Source organism: Streptomyces sp. Je 1-4 4N24 (assembly GCF_026239515.1).
In the GTDB taxonomy this organism is placed as follows: domain Bacteria; phylum Actinomycetota; class Actinomycetes; order Streptomycetales; family Streptomycetaceae; genus Streptomyces; species Streptomyces nigrescens.
In genome coordinates this window covers 2593004-2609981 of sequence record NZ_CP110836.1, presented here as the reverse complement: position 1 = coordinate 2609981, position 16978 = coordinate 2593004, and the positions used below count along the sequence as shown (strand labels likewise).

Sequence of the window (16978 nt, the reverse complement as noted above, 5' to 3'; positions counted from 1 at the left end):
TTCGCCGCTTGGCAGCACAACGGCCCAGATTCACTCGTATGGCTTGAAGTGAGTGAATCTGAGCCGCTGGATATTCAATTGTGTACGAGTGGGCCGGGAGGTGCCGCGAGGGTCAGAGCTTGGTCCAGGCCTCGGTGAGGACCGTGCGCAGAATCTGCTCGATCTCGTCGAAGACCGACTGGTCGGCGATCAGCGGCGGGGCGAGCTGGATGACCGGGTCGCCACGGTCGTCGGCGCGGCAGTAGAGACCGTTGTCGTACAGCGCCTTGGAGAGGAAGCCGTACAGGACGCGCTCGGTCTCCTCCTCGTTGAAGGACTCCTTGGTGTTCTTGTCCTTGACGAGCTCGATGCCGTAGAAGAAGCCGTTGCCGCGGACGTCGCCGACGATCGGCAGGTCGTGCAGCTTCTGCAGGGTGCTCAGGAAGTTGCCCTCGTTGTCGAGGACGTGCTTGTTGAGGCCCTCGCGCTCGAAGATGTCGAGGTTGGCGACACCGACGGCCGCGGAGACCGGGTGGCCACCGAAGGTGTAGCCGTGCAGGAAGGTGTTGTCGCCCTTGTAGAACGGCTCGGCCAGGCGGTCGGAGATGATGCAGGCGCCGATCGGGGAGTAGCCCGAGGTCATGCCCTTGGCGCAGGTGATCATGTCCGGGACGTAGCCGAACTTGTCACAGGCGAACGTCGTGCCGAGGCGGCCGAAGGCGCAGATGACCTCGTCGGAGACGAGCAGCACGTCGTACTGGTCGCAGATCTCGCGGACCCGCTGGAAGTAGCCGGGGGGCGGCGGGAAGCAGCCGCCGGCGTTCTGCACCGGCTCCAGGAAGACCGCGGCGACGGTCTCCGGGCCCTCGAAGAGGATCTGCTGCTCGATCTGGTCGGCGGCCCAGCGGCCGAAGGCCTCGGGGTCGTCGCCGTGGATCGGGGCGCGGTAGATGTTGGTGTTCGGGACCTTGTGCGCGCCGGGGACCAGCGGCTCGAAGGGGGCCTTCAGACCCGGCAGACCGGTGATGGACAGGGCGCCCTGCGGAGTGCCGTGGTAGGCCACCGCGCGGGATATCACCTTGTGCTTCATCGGCTTGCCGACGAGCTTGAAGTACTGCTTGGCCAGCTTCCAGGCGGTCTCGACGGCCTCGCCGCCACCGGTGGTGAAGAAGACCTTGTTGAGGTCGCCGGGGGCCTCGTTGGCCAGCCGCTCGGCGAGCTCCACCGCCTTGGGGTGGGCGTAGGACCACACGGGGAAGAAGGCCAGCTCCTGGGCCTGCTTGTAGGCGGTCTCGGCGAGCTCGACCCGGCCGTGGCCGGCATTGACCACGAAGAGGCCGGCGAGGCCGTCGATGTAGCGCTTGCCCTTGTCGTCGTAGATGTTGGTGCCCTCACCGCGCACGATCGTGGGCACGGGGGCATTCTCGTACGACGACATGCGGGTGAAGTGCATCCACAGGTGGTCGTATGCCGTCTTGGAGAGGTCGCCGCTCATTGCTATCTCGTTCCCCAGGTGTAGGTCTGCTTCCGGAGCTTGAGGTAAACGAAGCTCTCGGTGGATCGGACGCCGGGAAGCGTGCGGATCCGCTTGTTGATCATTTCCAGAAGGTGGTCGTCGTCCTCGCAGACGATCTCGATGATGAGATCGAAGGAGCCTGCCGTCATGACGACGTACTCGACCTCTTCCATGGTCGTCAGGGCGTCGGCCACGGGGTCGAGGTCACCTTCGACGTTGATGCCGACCATTGCCTGCCGCCGGAAACCGACCGTGAGGGGGTCGGTGACCGCGACGATCTGCATCACGCCTTGGTCGAGCAGTTTCTGTACGCGCTGGCGTACCGCCGCTTCGGACAGGCCGACGGCCTTGCCGATCGCGGCATACGGACGGCGCCCGTCCTCCTGGAGCTGCTCGATGATCGCCAGGGAGACGGAGTCGATCGACGGGGTGCCGGTTCTGTCATGACCGTTACGGGGAGCCACGCCGTTCACTGTGCACGAGCCTCGTCTGTCTTGCAACCCCAAAGCGATGAAATTAGTCGTGTCGCGATCGAAATTTCACTGATTCCGTTGTTCCCGGGTGTTGGGTGTGTTGAAAACGTGGGAACCATGGCTAGGGTGGATGTCCAAACCACCAGACTTCTGACTGAAGGGGGCGCACAGTGACCACCGCACTGCGTCGTCTGCGCAACTACATCGACGGGGAGTTCCGGGACGCCGCCGACGGGCGGACCACGGAGGTGGTCAACCCCGCTACGGGTGAGGCGTACGCCACGGCCCCGCTCTCGGCCACCGCCGACGTGGACGCCGCGATGGCTGCCGCCGAGGCCGCGTTCCCCGCCTGGCGTGACCTGATCCCGGCCGAGCGCCAGAAGGTCCTGCTGAAGATCGCCGACCGCTTCGAGGAGCGGGCGGAGGAGCTGATCGCCGCCGAGTCGGAGAACTGCGGCAAGCCGGTCGCGCTCGTACGGTCCGAGGAAATCCCGCCGATGGTGGACCAGATCCGCTTCTTCGCGGGTGCCGCCCGGATGCTCGAAGGCCGCGCGGCCGGCGAGTACATGGAAGGCTTCACCTCCATCATCCGCCGCGAGCCGGTCGGCGTCTGCGCCCAGGTCGCGCCGTGGAACTACCCGATGATGATGGCCGTGTGGAAGTTCGCCCCGGCGCTGGCCGCGGGCAACACCGTCGTCATCAAGCCGTCCGACACCACCCCGGCCTCCACGGTGCTGATCGCCGACATCATCGGCAGCGTGCTGGACGAACTCGGCCACTCCCGCGGCGTGTTCAACGTCATCTGCGGTGACCGTGAGACCGGCCGTCTGATGGTCGAGCACAAGATCCCGGCGATGGCCTCGATCACCGGTTCGGTACGCGCCGGTATGCAGGTCGCCGAGTCCGCGTCCAAGGACCTCAAGCGGGTCCACCTGGAGCTGGGCGGCAAGGCGCCGGTCGTCGTCTTCGAGGACACCGACATCCCCAAGGCCGTCGAGGACATCTCGGTCGCCGGCTACTTCAACGCCGGCCAGGACTGTACGGCCGCCACCCGTGTCCTCGTCCACGAGGCCATCCACGACGAGTTCGTCGCCGCGCTGGCCAAGGCCGCCTCGGAGACCAAGACCGGTGCGGTCGACGACGAGGACGTGCTCTACGGCCCGCTGAACAACGCCAACCAGCTCAAGCAGGTCAAGGGCTTCATCGAGCGGCTGCCCGCGCACGCCAAGATCGAGGCGGGCGGCGAACAGGTCGGCGACAAGGGCTACTTCTTCGCCCCGACCGTCGTCTCGGGCCTCAAGCAGGACGACGAGATCGTCCAGCAGGAGGTCTTCGGCCCGGTCATCACCGTCCAGTCCTTCAGCGACGAGAAGCAGGCCGTGGAGTGGGCCAACGGCGTCGAGTACGCCCTGGCGTCCTCGGTGTGGACCAAGGACCACGCCCGCGCCATGCGGATGTCCAAGAGCCTCGACTTCGGCTGTGTGTGGATCAACACCCACATCCCGCTGGTCGCCGAGATGCCGCACGGCGGATTCAAGAAGTCCGGTTACGGCAAGGACCTTTCGGCCTACGGCTTCGACGACTACACCCGGATCAAGCACGTGATGACCTCCCTCGACGGCTGAGCCGGGGGATCCACTCCCGTCGGGCGCCACGCTCGACACACCGTCGCGGGCGGAGGCCCGGCAACTGACGCTCTGTCTCTTGCCGCCTCCGCCCGCGGCGCGTGAGAGTGCTCGCCATGGCTGATCTTTCGCGGCGGGCGCTGCTCCGGGGTATGGGCGGACTGGGTGTGACGGGGGCGCTGGCCGCCATGACCGGATGCGGGGTGCCGCCGGCCTATGTCGAGGCGGCGGACCGCGGAGGCCCGGACCGTTCGGCACGGGACCGCACGCTCGTCTTCGCCAACTGGCCGCTCTACATCGACGTCGACGACCAGCACAAGCAGCGTCGCCCCACCCTTGACGCCTTCGCGCGGCGCACCGGGATCTCCGTCACGTACACCGAGGAGATCAACGACAACGACGAGTTCTTCGGCAAGATCAGCCCGGCGCTGATGAACCACCAGAGCACCGGCCGCGACCTGATCGTCATCAGCGACTGGATGTGCGCCCGGTTCGTCCGGCTGGGCTGGGTGCAGGAGATGGACCGCGCCGTCCAGCCGCACGTCGCCCGGCATCTCGATCCGCTGCTGCGCACCCCGCACTTCGACCCCGGCCGCAAGCACTCCGTGCCCTGGCAGTCCGGGATCACCGGTATCGCCTACAACCGCAAGAAGCTCGGCCGGGAGATCAAGCACACCGCCGACCTGTGGAAGGACGATCTGCGCGGCCGGGTCACCCTGCTCTCCGGGCTCGATGAATCATTCGCCATGCTCATGCAGGGCAACGGGGTGGACATCACCCGCTGGACGGCCGACGACTTCTACCGGATGACCGACCAGATCCGCCGCCTCGTGAGCAAGGGCCACATCAGGCGGTTCACCGGCAACGACTACATCAAGGACCTGGACTCCGGGGATGTGCTCGCCGCCCAGGCCTACTCGGGCGATGTGATCCAGCTCCAGGCGGACAACCCGGACATCGAGTTCGTGGTGCCGCAGGAGGGCGCGGAACTCTGGGCGGAGAGCCTGCTGATCCCCAACCTCGCCGAGCACAAGCGCAGCGCCGAGCGACTGATCGACTACTACTACCGCCCGGAGGTGGCCGCGGACCTGGCCGCCTGGGTCAACTATGTCTGCCCCGTACCGGCCGCGCGTGAGGTCCTCGCCTCCTCCAGGGACAAGGAGCGTGCCGCACTCGCTGAGGACCCGCTGATCTTCCCCGATGACGCGATGCGCAAGCGGCTGGTCATCGCCCGCGACATCACGTCGAAGGAGCGGACCGCATTCGCCAAGGAGTGGAACGCGATCGTGGGGCTGTGAGCGCGCCGACTGCGCCGGCCGTGCGGTGTGCTCTGCCGTGAGGCGCCTCCTTCATATCCCGGCAACGATTACGGAGAGTAGTCGGTTCCCTCGTGCTGCGTGAGGGCGTGCTGCGTGATGCTCAGTGCCACGACGTCGTGTACGCGTCGATCTCGGCCGACAGGCGGGCCTTGGCCGGCGCGTCCATGAAGGAGGCCTCGACGGCGTTCTTGGCCAGGGCGGCCAGGCCCGTGGGGTCCAGCCCCAGCAGCCGGGCGGCGACGGCGTATTCGGTGTTGAGGTCCGTGCCGAACATCGGCGGGTCATCGCTGTTGATGGTGACCAGCACGCCCGCCCCGACCATCTCCTTGAGGGGGTGCTCCTCCAGGGTGCGCACCGCGCGGGTGGCGATGTTGGAGGTGGGGCAGACCTCCAGCGGGATGCGGTGCTCGGCGAGATGGGCCAGCAGCCGGGGATCCTGGGTGGCGCTGGTGCCATGGCCGATGCGCTCGGCGCCCAGCTCGTTGAGGGCGTCCCAGATCGTGCCGGGGCCGGTGGTCTCCCCGGCGTGCGGTACGGAGTGCAGACCGACCGCGCGGGCACGGTCGAAGTACGGCTTGAACTGCGGGCGCGGCACCCCGATCTCCGGGCCGCCGAGACCGAATGAGACCAGGCCCTCGGGCTGCAGTCCACAGGCGATCCTGGCGGTCTCCTCCGCGGCCTCCAGGCCCGCCTCCCCGGGGATGTCGAAGCACCAGCGCAGCACCACGCCCAGCTCCGACTCCGCCGCCTTGCGGGCGTCCTCGATGGCCTCGACGAACGCGGCGTCGGGGATGCCGCGGCGGGTCGAGCTGAAGGGGGTGAGGGTCAGCTCGGCGTAGCGGATCTGCTGCCGCGCCATGTCCCGGGCGACCTCGTACGTCAGCAGCCGGACGTCCTCGGCATCGCGGATCAGGTCCACGACGGAGAGATAGACCTCGATGAAGTGCGCGAAGTCGCGGAAGGTGAAGTAGTCGGCCAGCGCTTCGGGGTCGGTGGGGACGGCGGAGTCGGGGTGCCGCGCCGCCAGCTCGGAGACGATGCGCGGTGAGGCCGATCCGACATGGTGGACGTGCAGCTCCGCCTTGGGCAGGCCCGCGATGAAGGCATCGAGATCGGACAACGGTTCCTCCTGGTCAAAGGGTGCGCCGGGGTGCGGGGAACGGCCTGGCCATGCTAAGCGGGGCGCGGGTGGCCGGGGGTGCCGGTCCGCGGAATCCCTCCCGCGCCCGGCCGGGCCCACGGCTGTCCTACGACGCCGCTCCGGCCTCTTCCCGCAGCCGCTGCCGGGCCGCCATCAGCGCGAAGCCCAGCAGGTTCAGACCCCGCCAGCGTGCCGGGTCAGCGGCCCGTTCGTCGTCGGCGGCGAGGCCGATGCCCCATATGCGGTCCAGCGGACTGGCCTCGACCAGCACCCGGGAGTTCGTGCCGAGCAGGTACTCGCGCAACGCGGCGTCCTGGCCGAACTTCTGGACGCTGCCCTCGACGACCAGGCCGAAGCGGTGCCGCTGCCAGGTCTCCTCGTCGAAGCCGCGGACCCGGCGCCCGGCGTCCTTGGCCTGCTTGGGGTGGGTCGCCGCGATCGCGCGCCGCTCCGCCTCCGCATCACTGAACAGCCGGGCCTTGCCGGCCATCATCCAGTGCTCCGCGGTGGCGTACCGGGCGCCGTCGACCGTGAAGGGGGCGGGCCACCACTGGCTGAAGCAGCTCGCGCCGAGCCCGCCGTCGCGGCGAGGACTGTGGCCCCAGAAATAGACGTATTTGACCGGCTTCCCGCGGGCGGCGGCCCACTGCACTTCCTCGACCGAGCGCGGTCCGTCCGCGGTGCGCCCGGCGGTGTCCCCCGTGGTGATCCCCGTGCCGTCGTGCATCATGCCGGGATTCTGTCAGCGGGCACTGACAACGTGTCGGGGCCCCTGAGCATGAAATCGCAGAATCCGTCGCGTAACCAAAAGGCAACAACGGAATCCCTTGTTGAGGCTCCTCTCCTCTGTCAAGATCAGCCATCGATTCCGGAAATAGCTACGCCAGGAAGAGCCGCTGAGCGGCCCCGGCGCCCGGCGGAGGAGAGCACCATGGATCACCGATTCGATGTCACCGAGCGGTTCGCCGAGGGCGCGCAATTCATCGCAGGCAGTCTCCGCGGCGGCAGCTCCGGCCGTACCCAGGACGTCGTGGACCCGGCGACCGGCGAGACGGTGTACTCCTATGAACTCGCGGGAACGGCGGATGTCGACGCGGCCGTGGAGGCCGCCCGGCAGGCGTTCCCGGAGTGGGGCGGCGCCACCCCGGGGGAGCGCTCCGACACCCTGCACCGTTTCGCCGCCGCGCTCGCCGAGGACGCGGCCGATCTCGCCTACGCGGAATCGCTGAACTGCGGAAAGCCGATCAAGCTCAGCAACGAGTTCGACGTACCGGGCTCGATCGACAACGCCGCCTTCTTCGCGGGGGCCGCCCGCCATCTGGAGGGCAAGGCGGCCGGCGAATACAGCGCCGACCACACCTCCGTCATCCGCCGTGAGCCCCTCGGCGTCGTCGGCTCCATCGCCCCGTGGAACTATCCGCTGCAGATGGCCGCCTGGAAGGTGCTGCCGGCCATCGCCGCGGGCAACACCATCGTCCTCAAGCCGGCCGAGATCACCCCGTTCACCTCGCTGCTGTTCGCCCAGGCCGCCCAGCGCGCCGGCCTGCCCGACGGGGTGCTCAACATCGTCTCCGGGGCGGGCCGGGACGCCGGTGAGCGCCTCGTCGGCCACCCCTCCGTCGCGATGACCTCCTTCACCGGCTCGACGGCCGTCGGCAAGCGGGTCGCCGAGATTGCGACCGGCACGGTCAAGCGGCTGCACCTCGAACTCGGCGGCAAGGCCCCCTTCGTGGTCTTCGACGACGCGGATCTGGAGGCCGCCGTCCATGGAGCGGTCGCCGGATCGCTGATCAACACCGGCCAGGACTGCACCGCCGCCACCCGCGCCTACGTCCAGCGCCCGCTCTACGACGCCTTCGTCAGCGGCGTCGCCGACCTGATGGCGACCGTACGGCTCGGCGACCCCTTCGACCCGTCCACCGACCTGGGCCCGCTGATCTCGCACACCCAGCGCGACCGGGTGGCCGGTTTCGTCGACCGGGCGCGTGGCTACGCCACCGTCGTCACCGGTGGCGAGGCACCCGGCGGCGAGCTGGCCAAGGGCGCCTACTACCGGCCGACGCTGATCGCCGGGGCCGCACAGGACAGCGAGATCGTGCAGTCCGAGATCTTCGGTCCGGTGCTGGTCGTGCTGCCCTTCGACAGCGACGACGAGGGCATCGCGCTGGCCAACGACACCCCCTACGGGCTGGCCGCCTCCGCCTGGAGCCGGGACGTCTACCGCACCGGCCGCGCCACCCGCGAGATCAACGCGGGCTGTGTCTGGGTCAACGACCACATCCCGATCATCAGCGAGATGCCGCACGGCGGCGCCAAGGCATCCGGCTTCGGCAAGGACATGTCGGCCTACTCCTTCGAGGAGTACACGCAGGTCAAGCACGTCATGTACGACAACACCGCGGTCGTGCGGAAGGACTGGCACCGCACGATCTTCGGGGACCGCCCGTAAGGGACCCTCCCCGCCGAGCACCACCGAGCCCCCCACCGGTCCCACCCCATGGGCCCACCCAGCGGCCAGCGCCGCGCGGCATCGTCACCACCGGCCGAGCGCCGGGCTCACCCCTGAAAGGGCACTGCGCATGGAGCACCACGAGCAGCCCGAACCCCTGTCCCCGGCCGAACTCGCCGCCATGCGCCGTAGCCTGACCGACGGTCGGCTCGCCATGACCCGCCGCTCGCTGCTGCGTGCGAGCGGTGCCATGGCGGCCACGATCGGCGGGCTCGGTGCGCTGTCGGCCTGCGGAATCCCGCCCGCGGGCCGTACGGACGCCGGCCGTTCCGCGGACCACTCCTCGGCGGAGAAGCGGATCAGTTTCTCCAACTGGACCGAGTACATGGACGTCAGTGACGACGGCAAGCACCGGCCGACCCTGGAGCGCTTCACCAAGCGCACCGGCATCGCCGTCAAATACACCGAGGACATCAACGACAACGACGAGTTCTTCGGCAAGATCCAGGCACAGCTCGCGGCGGGCCAGGACACCGGCCGGGATCTGATCGTGCTCACCGACTGGATGTGCGCGCGGATGATCTCCCTCGGCTGGATCGAGTCGCTGGACCCGGCCAACCTGCCGCACGCCTACGCCAATCTCTCGCCGCAGTTCCGCAGCCCCGCCTGGGACCCGGGCCGCGCGCACTCCTACCCCTGGCAGGGCATCCCGGCGATCATCGCGTACAACAAGAAGGCCACCGGGGGCCGCAAGGTCGACTCGATCAGCCAGCTGCTGGAGGACCCGAAGCTCAAGGGCCGGGTCGGCTTCCTCTCCGAGATGCGCGACAGCGTCGGACTGACCCTCCTGGACATGGGCAAACGGCCCGAGGACTGCACCGCGGACGACTTCGACGCGGCCATCGCCCGGATTCAGAAGGGCGTGGACTCCAAGCAGATCCGCCGCTTCACCGGCAACGACTACACCACCGACCTGGACAAGGGCGACCTCGCCGCCTGTGTGGCCTGGGCGGGCGATGTCGTCCAGCTCCAGAACGACAACCCGGACATCGGCTTCGCCATCCCCGAGGCCGGCTACATGACGTCCAGCGACAACCTCATGGTGCCGAACAAGGCCCGCCACAAGGAGAACGCCGAACGGCTCATCGACTACTTCTACGAGCCGAAGGTGGCGGCGAAGATCGCGGCGTACATCAACTACGTCTGCCCCGTGGAGGGCGTACGCGAGGAACTCGCCAAGATCGACAAGAAGGCGGCCGACAACCCGCTGATCATTCCGGACAAGGACATGGCCGAGAGGTCCCACTCCTTCCGCGCCCTGTCCGCCAAGGAGAACAAGGCGTTCACGCAGAAGTTCTCCGACCTCACCGGCGCCTGAGCCCCCACCTCACAGGCCTGCCCGAGCCGCTTCGCCCTCCGACCCACGGGACGACCGACATGACCCACACCGCGACCCCCCAGAGCAGCGGCGGCGACGTCCGCCTCCACGGGATAAGCAAAACCTACGGCTCCTTCACCGCCGTCCATCCGCTCGACCTGACCGTCCCCGCGGGCTCCTTCTTCGCGCTCCTGGGCGCCTCGGGCTGCGGCAAGACGACCACTCTGCGCATGATCGCCGGGCTGGAGGAGCCCACCACCGGCACCGTCGAGCTGTCCGGCCAGGACGTCACCGTCCTGCCGCCGTACAAGCGCCAGGTCAACACCGTCTTCCAGAACTACGCGCTCTTCCCGCACCTGGACATCTACGAGAACGTCGCCTTCGGTCTGCGCCGCCGCGGCATCAGGTCCGTCAAGAAGCAGGTCGAGGAGATGCTCGACCTGGTCCAGCTCGGCCCGATGGCGCGCCGCAAGCCGCAGCAGCTCTCCGGCGGCCAGCAGCAGCGCGTCGCGGTCGCCCGCGCGCTGATCAACCACCCACAGGTGCTGCTGCTCGACGAGCCGCTCGGCGCCCTCGACCTCAAGCTGCGCCGCCAGATGCAGCTGGAGCTCAAGCGCATCCAGACCGAGGTCGGCATCACCTTCGTGCATGTCACCCACGACCAGGAGGAGGCCATGACGATGGCCGACACCGTGGCCGTGATGAACGGCGGCCGGGTCGAACAGCTCGGCGCCCCCGCCGACCTCTACGAGAACCCCGCCACCACCTTCGTCGCCAACTTCCTGGGCACCTCCAACCTCATCGAGGCCGAGGTCGTCGAGGCCGGCGACCGTCAGCATGGCGAGTTGCTCCTCAAGGCCGCGGACGCCACACTGCGGCTGCCCGCCGCACGGTGCAGCGCCTCGGCCCGCAAGGGCGAGAAGGTGCTGGCCGGGGTACGGCCCGAGAAGGTCTCCCTGACGCACGCCGACGACGCCGACTCGGTCACCGACGGCCGCAACCGGCTGCCCGGCCGCATCAAGGACGCCAGCTTCATCGGCGTCTCCACCCAGTACGTCGTCACGGTGCCGGGCCTGGGCGAACTCGCCGTCTACGAGCAGAACGTCGAGCGCGACGGGCGCCTCGTCCCCGGCGCCGAGACCGTCCTGCACTGGAGCCCGGCGCACACCTTCGGCCTCGACGCCGCCCAGGACATCCAGGCCGGCGCGGACCTCGACGAGGAGGCCGCGTGACCACCACCGAGACGCCCGCGCCACCCGACGGAGCGGCCGAGGCCGCGCCCCTGGAGGTGCGCAGGACCCCCGCCCGCAAACGGCTCGTCCCCTACTGGCTGCTGCTGCCCGGCATCCTGTGGCTGGTCGTCTTCTTCGCCGCCCCGCTCGTCTACCAGGCGTCGACCTCGATCCAGACCGGCTCCCTCGAAGAGGGCTTCAAGGTCACCTGGCACTTCGCGACGTACTGGGACGCGCTCGGCGAATACTGGCCGCAGTTCCTCCGCTCGGTGGGCTACGCCGCCACCGCCACCGCGCTCTGTCTGCTCCTGGGTTACCCGCTGGCCTATCTCATCGCCTTCAAGGCAGGCCGCTGGCGCAATGTCGTGATGATCCTGGTCATCGCCCCGTTCTTCACCAGCTTCCTGATCCGTACGCTCGCCTGGAAGACGATCCTGGCCGACGGCGGACCGGTCGTCGGCCTCCTGAACTCGCTGCACGTCCTGGACGTCACCAGCTGGCTGGGCCTCACCGAGGGACAGCGGGTGCTGGCCACCCCGCTCGCCGTGGTCTGCGGACTGACCTACAACTTCCTGCCGTTCATGGTGCTGCCGCTCTACACCTCGCTGGAGCGCATCGACCCGCGCCTCCACGAGGCCGCCGGGGACCTCTACGCCCGCCCGGCCACCACCTTCCGCCGGGTGACCTTCCCGCTGTCGATGCCCGGTGTCGTCGCCGGCACCCTGCTCACCTTCATCCCGGCCGCCGGTGACTACATCAACGCCGAACTGCTGGGCTCCACCGACCAGAAGATGATCGGCAACGTCATCCAGTCGCAGTTCCTGCGGGTCCTGGACTACCCGACCGCCGCCGCCCTCTCCTTCATCCTCATGGCGGCCATCCTCGCCATGGTCACGCTCTACATCCGCAAGTCGGGGACGGAGGATCTGGTCTGATGGCCGTCCACGGGACCACCGAAGCCACCGCGGTCCGCGCCCCGAACCGGGGCCTGCGCTGGCTGCGCCGCAACATCATCGCGATCGCGGGCCTGTGCACGCTGGGCTATCTGATCCTGCCCAACATCGTCGTGATGGTCTTCTCCTTCAACAAGCCCAACGGCCGCTTCAACTACCAGTGGCAGCGCTTCTCCACGGACGCCTGGACCGATCCGTGCGGCGTCGCCGACCTGTGCGGTTCGCTGGGCCTGAGCCTGCAGATCGCGCTGTGGGCCACCGTCGGCGCGACCGTCCTCGGCACCATGATCGCTTTCGCGCTGGCCCGCTACCGCTTCCGGGCGCGCTCCGGCGTCAACACCCTGATCTTCCTGCCGATGGCGATGCCCGAGGTCGTCATGGCCGCCTCGCTGGCGACCCTCTTCCTCAACATGGGCATCCAGTTCGGCTTCTGGACGATCCTCATCGCGCACATCATGTTCTGTCTGAGCTTCGTCGTCACCGCCGTCAAGGCCCGGGTGATGAGCATGGACCCGCGTCTGGAACAGGCCGCCCAGGACCTCTACGCCTCGCCGCTCCAGACCTTCCTGCGGGTGACCCTGCCGATCGCCGCGCCCGGCATCGCGTCCGGCGCGCTGCTCTCCTTCGCCCTGTCCTTCGACGACTTCATCATCACCAACTTCAACGCCGGCTCCACCGTGACCTTCCCCATGTTCGTCTGGGGCTCGGCGCAGCGTGGCACGCCCGTTCAGATCAACGTCATCGGCACGGCGATGTTCCTGGTCGCTGTGTTGTGTGTAGTCGTCGGCCAGCTGGCCGGGGCCCGCAAAAGGAGCAAGAGGAGCTGAGAACCATGGCACGAGCTGCCATGACCCCGTCCGCCGCGCATGCGCTCGCGGACGCCGAACCCATCCCCTTCTGGCTGGCCGACCCGGACCGGCCGGCCGCCCGGCCAGCCCTCGTCGGTGACGAGACCTGCGATCTGCTGGTCGTCGGCGGCGGTTACTCGGGCCTGTGGACCGCGCTGATCGCCAAGGAACGTGACCCCGAGCGCGAGGTCGTCCTCGTCGAGGGCGCCGAGATCGGCTGGGCGGCCTCCGGACGCAACGGCGGTTTCTGCGCCGCCTCCCTCACCCACGGCCTCGGCAACGGCCTGGCCCGCTGGCCCGGTGAACTCGCCACCCTCGAAGAGCTCGGCATCCGCAACCTCGACGCCATCGAGGAGGCCGTCGCCCGCTACGACATCGACTGTGCCTTCGAGCGCACCGGCGAGATCGACATCGCCACCGAGCCCCACCAGATCGCCGAACTCCGGGAGTTCGCCGAGGACGCCGCCAAAGTCGGCCTGGACCGGCACACCTTCCTCGACGAGGACGAGCTGCGCGCCCAGGTCGACTCGCCGACCTTCCGCGCCGGACTGTGGGACCGCAACGGCGTCGCCATGCTCAACCCGGCCCGTCTCGCCTGGGGCCTGAAGCAGGCATGCCTCGGCCTCGGCGTCCGCATCTACGAGCGCACCCCGGCCACCGGCCTCGCCTCCGACGGCACCGGCATGGCCGTCCGCACGCCCTACGGCCGGGTCTTCGCCCGCCATGTCGCGCTCGGCACCAACGCGTTCCCGTCCCTGGTCAAGCGGGTCCGCCCGTACATCGTTCCGGTCTACGACCACGCCCTGATGACCGAGCCGCTCTCGGACGAACAGCTCGCCGCCATCGGCTGGAAGAACCGCCAGGGCCTGTCGGACTCGAACAACCACTTCCACTACTTCCGCATCACCGCCGACAACCGCATCCTGTGGGGCGGCTACGACATCGTCTACCGCTACGGCGGCGGTGTGCGGGCCGAGTACGACCACCACCCGGCCACCTACGAGAAGCTCGCCCGGCACTTCTTCCGCTGCTTCCCGCAGTTGGAGGGGCTCCGCTTCACCCACACCTGGGGCGGCGCCATCGACACCTGCTCCCGCTTCTCCGCGTTCTTCGGCACCGCGCACGCCGGCCGGGTCGCCTACGCCGCCGGATACACCGGCCTCGGCGTGGGGTCCACCCGCTTCGGCGCCGAGGTGATGCTCGACCTGCTGTCCGGTGAGCGCACCGAGCGTACGGAGCTGGAGATGGTCCGCAGCAAGCCGCTGCCGTTCCCGCCCGAGCCGCTGCGCTGGGCCGGCATCGGGATCACCCAGTGGTCGATGACCCAGGCCGACACCCGGGGCGGCCGCCGCAACCTGTGGCTGAAGGCCATGGACAAGGTGGGGCTGGGCTTCGACAGCTGACGCCCGGCACAGGGGGCGGACGGCCGGGAAGCCGCCCGCCCCCGTGCGCGTATCAGCGCCCCGGTGCCCGCCCGCCGCCCGTCCCCGACCACCGGTCGCACACCGCACACCACACCGCGAGCAGCACCCCGGCCAGACACCAGCTGCCGGCCACGTCCAGCGGCCAGTGATAGCCGCGACGCACCAGACCGAGGCCGACGGCCGCGTTGAGCAGCGCCATCGCGGCGATCACCGTCGGCATGACGGGGCCTGCGGCGGGGCGGCCCGTCCGCGTCCGCCGCAGGCCGCGGAGCACCAACAGCGCGGCCACGCCGTACGCCACCGCCGCCGTGGCGCCATGGCCCGACGGATAGAAGCCGTCGTGCGCACCGCCCGCCATCTGCGGCGGGCCCGGCCGGGCGAGCCACAGTTTGAGCGGGACGACCAGTGCGGGCACCGCGGCCAGGGCGAGGCCGGCGGCGAGCGGCGGCAGCCACCACCGCACCGGAGCACCCTCGTCGGACGCCTCCTGGCTCCGGCCGCGCCACCCCTGCCACCCCGCCCACAGCATCACCACACACAACACCGGCAGCGCCACGGCCGTATTGCCGAGATCGGCACAGAACTCGGCGGGCCCGACGGGGAGATCACTGGCGGCGACGGCGCGGCCGAACCGTTCGTCGAGGGTGCGCAGCGGGCCGTGGTCCGCCACCTGCCAGGTGAGCGCGGCAAAGAGCAGCACACCGGCCAGACAGATCCACCACGGGGAGAAGCGCCGGAGGCCGCCGCCGGACGGGCCATCGGACGGGCCGCCGGAGCCCGGGAAAAGGGTCGGCCGCCTCGGAACAGGGGGGGTGGTTCCGAGGCGGCCGCGCTGACCGGTGTCCCGCGCGCCCCGGGGGGTATGGGGCGGGCGGACATCCGATCGGTGAGGATTCCCGGAACCGGGGGTTCCGGTGTTGTGCGCGAGGGCACGGCCTGATCGGAGCCGGGGAAGCGCCGACCGGGCGTCGCCCGCAGTCCCCTGCGAGCGGGGTGTTTCTCTCATCTGCAGAAACCGTACGGCACGGGGAGCGCACCCGACAGGCGCATCACCCGGCCGCCATCGGCCCCGCACATCTTCTTCACGCCATGTCTCCAGCTACGCGCGTCCATGCAGAAATGAGGGCAGAAAGGCGGACAGATCGGGGGCGGAAAGGGGGGCGGAAAGGGACTCACACCGGTCCGGAACGGGGCACGGCCCGGGGCGCGGCATGAGCCGTGCCCCGGGCCGTGCCGGAGTCCCTCCCGCGAGCGCGGTGGGTGCCGCTCAGAGGGCGGCGAAGGCGCCTTCGAGGATGTCCAGGCCCTCGTTGAGCAGGTCCTCACCGATGACCAGCGGCGGCAGGAAGCGCAGCACATTGCCGTACGTGCCGGTCGTCAGCACCAGCAGGCCCTCCTGGTGGCAGGCCTTGGCGAGGGCCGCGGTGGCCTCCGGGTTGGGCTCCTTGGAGCCGGACTTCACCAGCTCGATCGCGATCATCGCGCCACGGCCGCGGACCTCGCCGACGATGTCGTACTTCTCGGCAATGGCGTTCAGCCGGGCCTTCATGACCTCGCCGATCCGGCGGGCCCTGGCGTTCAGGTCCTGCTCGCGCATGGTCTCGATCGAGCCCAGCGCCGCGGCGCAGGCCACCGGGTTCCCGCCGTAGGTGCCGCCCAGGCCGCCGGCGTGCGCGGCGTCCATGATCTCGGCGCGGCCGGTGACGGCGGCCAGCGGCAGACCACCGGCGATGCCCTTGGCCGTCGTGATCAGGTCGGGCACGATGCCCTCGTCCTCGCACGCGAACCACTGGCCCGTGCGGCAGAAGCCGGACTGGATCTCGTCCGCGACGAAGACGATCCCGTTCTCCTTCGCGAAGTTCGCGATCGCCGGGAGGAAGCCCTTGGCCGGCTCGATGAAGCCGCCCTCACCGAGCACCGGCTCGATGATGATCGCCGCGACGTTCTCCGCGCCGACCTGCTTGGTGATCTGCGAGATGGCCTGGTCCGCGGCCTCCTGCGCGCAGTTCTCCGGGCCGGTCAGCCAGCGGTAGGGGTAGGCCAGCGGGACGCGGTAGACCTCGGGCGCGAACGGGCCGAAGCCGTGCTTGTACGGCATGTTCTTCGAGGTGAGCGCCATCGTCAGGTTCGTCCGGCCGTGGTAGCCGTGGTCGAACACGACGACCGCCTGGCGCTTGGTGTACGCACGCGCGATCTTGACCGCGTTCTCCACGGCCTCCGCGCCCGAGTTGAACAGCGCCGACTTCTTCGCGTGGTCGCCCGGCGTCAGCTCGGCCAGCTGCTCACAGACCTCGATGTAGGGCTCGTAGGGCGCCACCATGGCACAGGTGTGGGTGAAGGCCTGGAGCTGCGCGGTGGCCCGGCGGACGACCGCCTCCGCGCTGTTGCCGACCGAGGTCACCGCGATGCCGGAGCCGAAGTCGATCAGGGAGTTGCCGTCCACGTCCTCCAGGACGCCACCGCCCGCGCGCTTGACGAAGACGGGCAGCACGGCACCGACGCCACCGGCCACCGTGGCCTGCTTACGGGCCCACAGCTCCTGCGACTTCGGGCCGGGAATCGCAGTGACGACGCGACGCTCCTGGGGGAGGGCGGGGCCTCCGGACAGTTCGGTCATGGCAGTCTCCTGGGGGTGGAACGG

14 protein-coding genes are annotated in these 16978 nt (G+C 69.3%); 8 read left to right on the top strand and 6 right to left on the bottom strand.

All coding sequences use genetic code 11. From position 1 onward, the window contains the following. Positions 1-112: 112 nt before the first annotated feature. Positions 113-1474 (bottom strand): aspartate aminotransferase family protein, encoded by a 1362-nt coding sequence (locus tag SLV14N_RS10955; RefSeq protein ID WP_018087115.1) that lies wholly within the window; start codon positions 1472-1474, stop codon positions 113-115. 2 nt (positions 1475-1476) lie between these two features. Further along, positions 1477-1968, bottom strand: a complete 492-nt coding sequence (locus SLV14N_RS10950) for an Lrp/AsnC family transcriptional regulator (protein WP_208680775.1) — start codon at positions 1966-1968, stop codon at positions 1477-1479. A 170-nt stretch (positions 1969-2138) separates the two neighbouring features. Between SLV14N_RS10950 and SLV14N_RS10945 the strand changes: the two genes are divergently transcribed. Next, a complete protein-coding gene (locus SLV14N_RS10945; RefSeq protein ID WP_263269193.1) occupies positions 2139-3593 on the top strand; it encodes a gamma-aminobutyraldehyde dehydrogenase in 1455 nt (484 codons plus the stop codon). Between the two features lie 116 nt (positions 3594-3709). Beyond that, on the top strand, positions 3710-4891 hold the full coding sequence (locus SLV14N_RS10940) for a spermidine/putrescine ABC transporter substrate-binding protein (protein WP_263269192.1): 1182 nt from the start codon (positions 3710-3712) through the stop codon (positions 4889-4891). Between the two features lie 121 nt (positions 4892-5012). Here the strand turns inward: SLV14N_RS10940 and SLV14N_RS10935 are convergent, their stop codons facing one another. Beyond that, positions 5013-6032: an adenosine deaminase gene (locus tag SLV14N_RS10935; RefSeq protein WP_208680772.1), complete on the bottom strand. Its 1020-nt coding sequence runs from the start codon at positions 6030-6032 to the stop codon at positions 5013-5015. A 127-nt stretch (positions 6033-6159) separates the two neighbouring features. Then, the gene (locus SLV14N_RS10930) at positions 6160-6783 is read right to left on the bottom strand and encodes an NADAR family protein (protein ID WP_208680771.1); all 624 of its coding nucleotides are present in this window, start codon (positions 6781-6783) and stop codon (positions 6160-6162) included. Positions 6784-6984: 201 nt separating this feature from the next. Between SLV14N_RS10930 and SLV14N_RS10925 the strand changes: the two genes are divergently transcribed. The 6 genes from SLV14N_RS10925 to SLV14N_RS10900 all read left to right on the top strand — a co-directional run bounded on the left by SLV14N_RS10925 (position 6985) and on the right by SLV14N_RS10900 (position 14316). Then, the gene (locus SLV14N_RS10925; RefSeq protein ID WP_127153245.1) at positions 6985-8502 is read left to right on the top strand and encodes a gamma-aminobutyraldehyde dehydrogenase; all 1518 of its coding nucleotides are present in this window, start codon (positions 6985-6987) and stop codon (positions 8500-8502) included. A gap of 130 nt (positions 8503-8632) precedes the next feature. Further along, the gene (locus SLV14N_RS10920) at positions 8633-9880 is read left to right on the top strand and encodes a PotD/PotF family extracellular solute-binding protein (protein WP_208680770.1); all 1248 of its coding nucleotides are present in this window, start codon (positions 8633-8635) and stop codon (positions 9878-9880) included. Positions 9881-9939: 59 nt separating this feature from the next. Beyond that, entirely contained in the window at positions 9940-11112 is a 1173-nt protein-coding gene (locus SLV14N_RS10915; protein ID WP_208680769.1) for an ABC transporter ATP-binding protein, read from the top strand. Next, positions 11109-12047 carry an ABC transporter permease gene (locus SLV14N_RS10910; RefSeq protein ID WP_208680768.1) on the top strand — a complete coding sequence of 313 codons (939 nt, stop codon included), beginning with the start codon at positions 11109-11111 and terminating at the stop codon, positions 12045-12047. The genes SLV14N_RS10915 and SLV14N_RS10910 overlap by 4 nt, the downstream gene beginning before the upstream one ends. After that, positions 12047-12892, top strand: coding sequence for an ABC transporter permease (locus tag SLV14N_RS10905; RefSeq protein WP_208680767.1), 846 nt, complete (start codon positions 12047-12049; stop codon positions 12890-12892). Before SLV14N_RS10910 ends, SLV14N_RS10905 begins: the two co-directional genes overlap by 1 nt. A gap of 5 nt (positions 12893-12897) precedes the next feature. Beyond that, positions 12898-14316, top strand: a complete 1419-nt coding sequence (locus tag SLV14N_RS10900) for an FAD-binding oxidoreductase (RefSeq protein WP_263269191.1) — start codon at positions 12898-12900, stop codon at positions 14314-14316. 52 nt (positions 14317-14368) lie between these two features. Here the strand turns inward: SLV14N_RS10900 and SLV14N_RS10895 are convergent, their stop codons facing one another. Then, complete coding sequence (locus SLV14N_RS10895) at positions 14369-15037, bottom strand: phosphatase PAP2 family protein (protein ID WP_317633699.1); 669 nt, start codon at positions 15035-15037, stop codon at positions 14369-14371. Positions 15038-15604: 567 nt separating this feature from the next. After that, entirely contained in the window at positions 15605-16954 is a 1350-nt protein-coding gene (gene gabT / locus SLV14N_RS10890) for a 4-aminobutyrate--2-oxoglutarate transaminase (protein WP_208680766.1), read from the bottom strand. Positions 16955-16978: the final 24 nt, after the last annotated feature.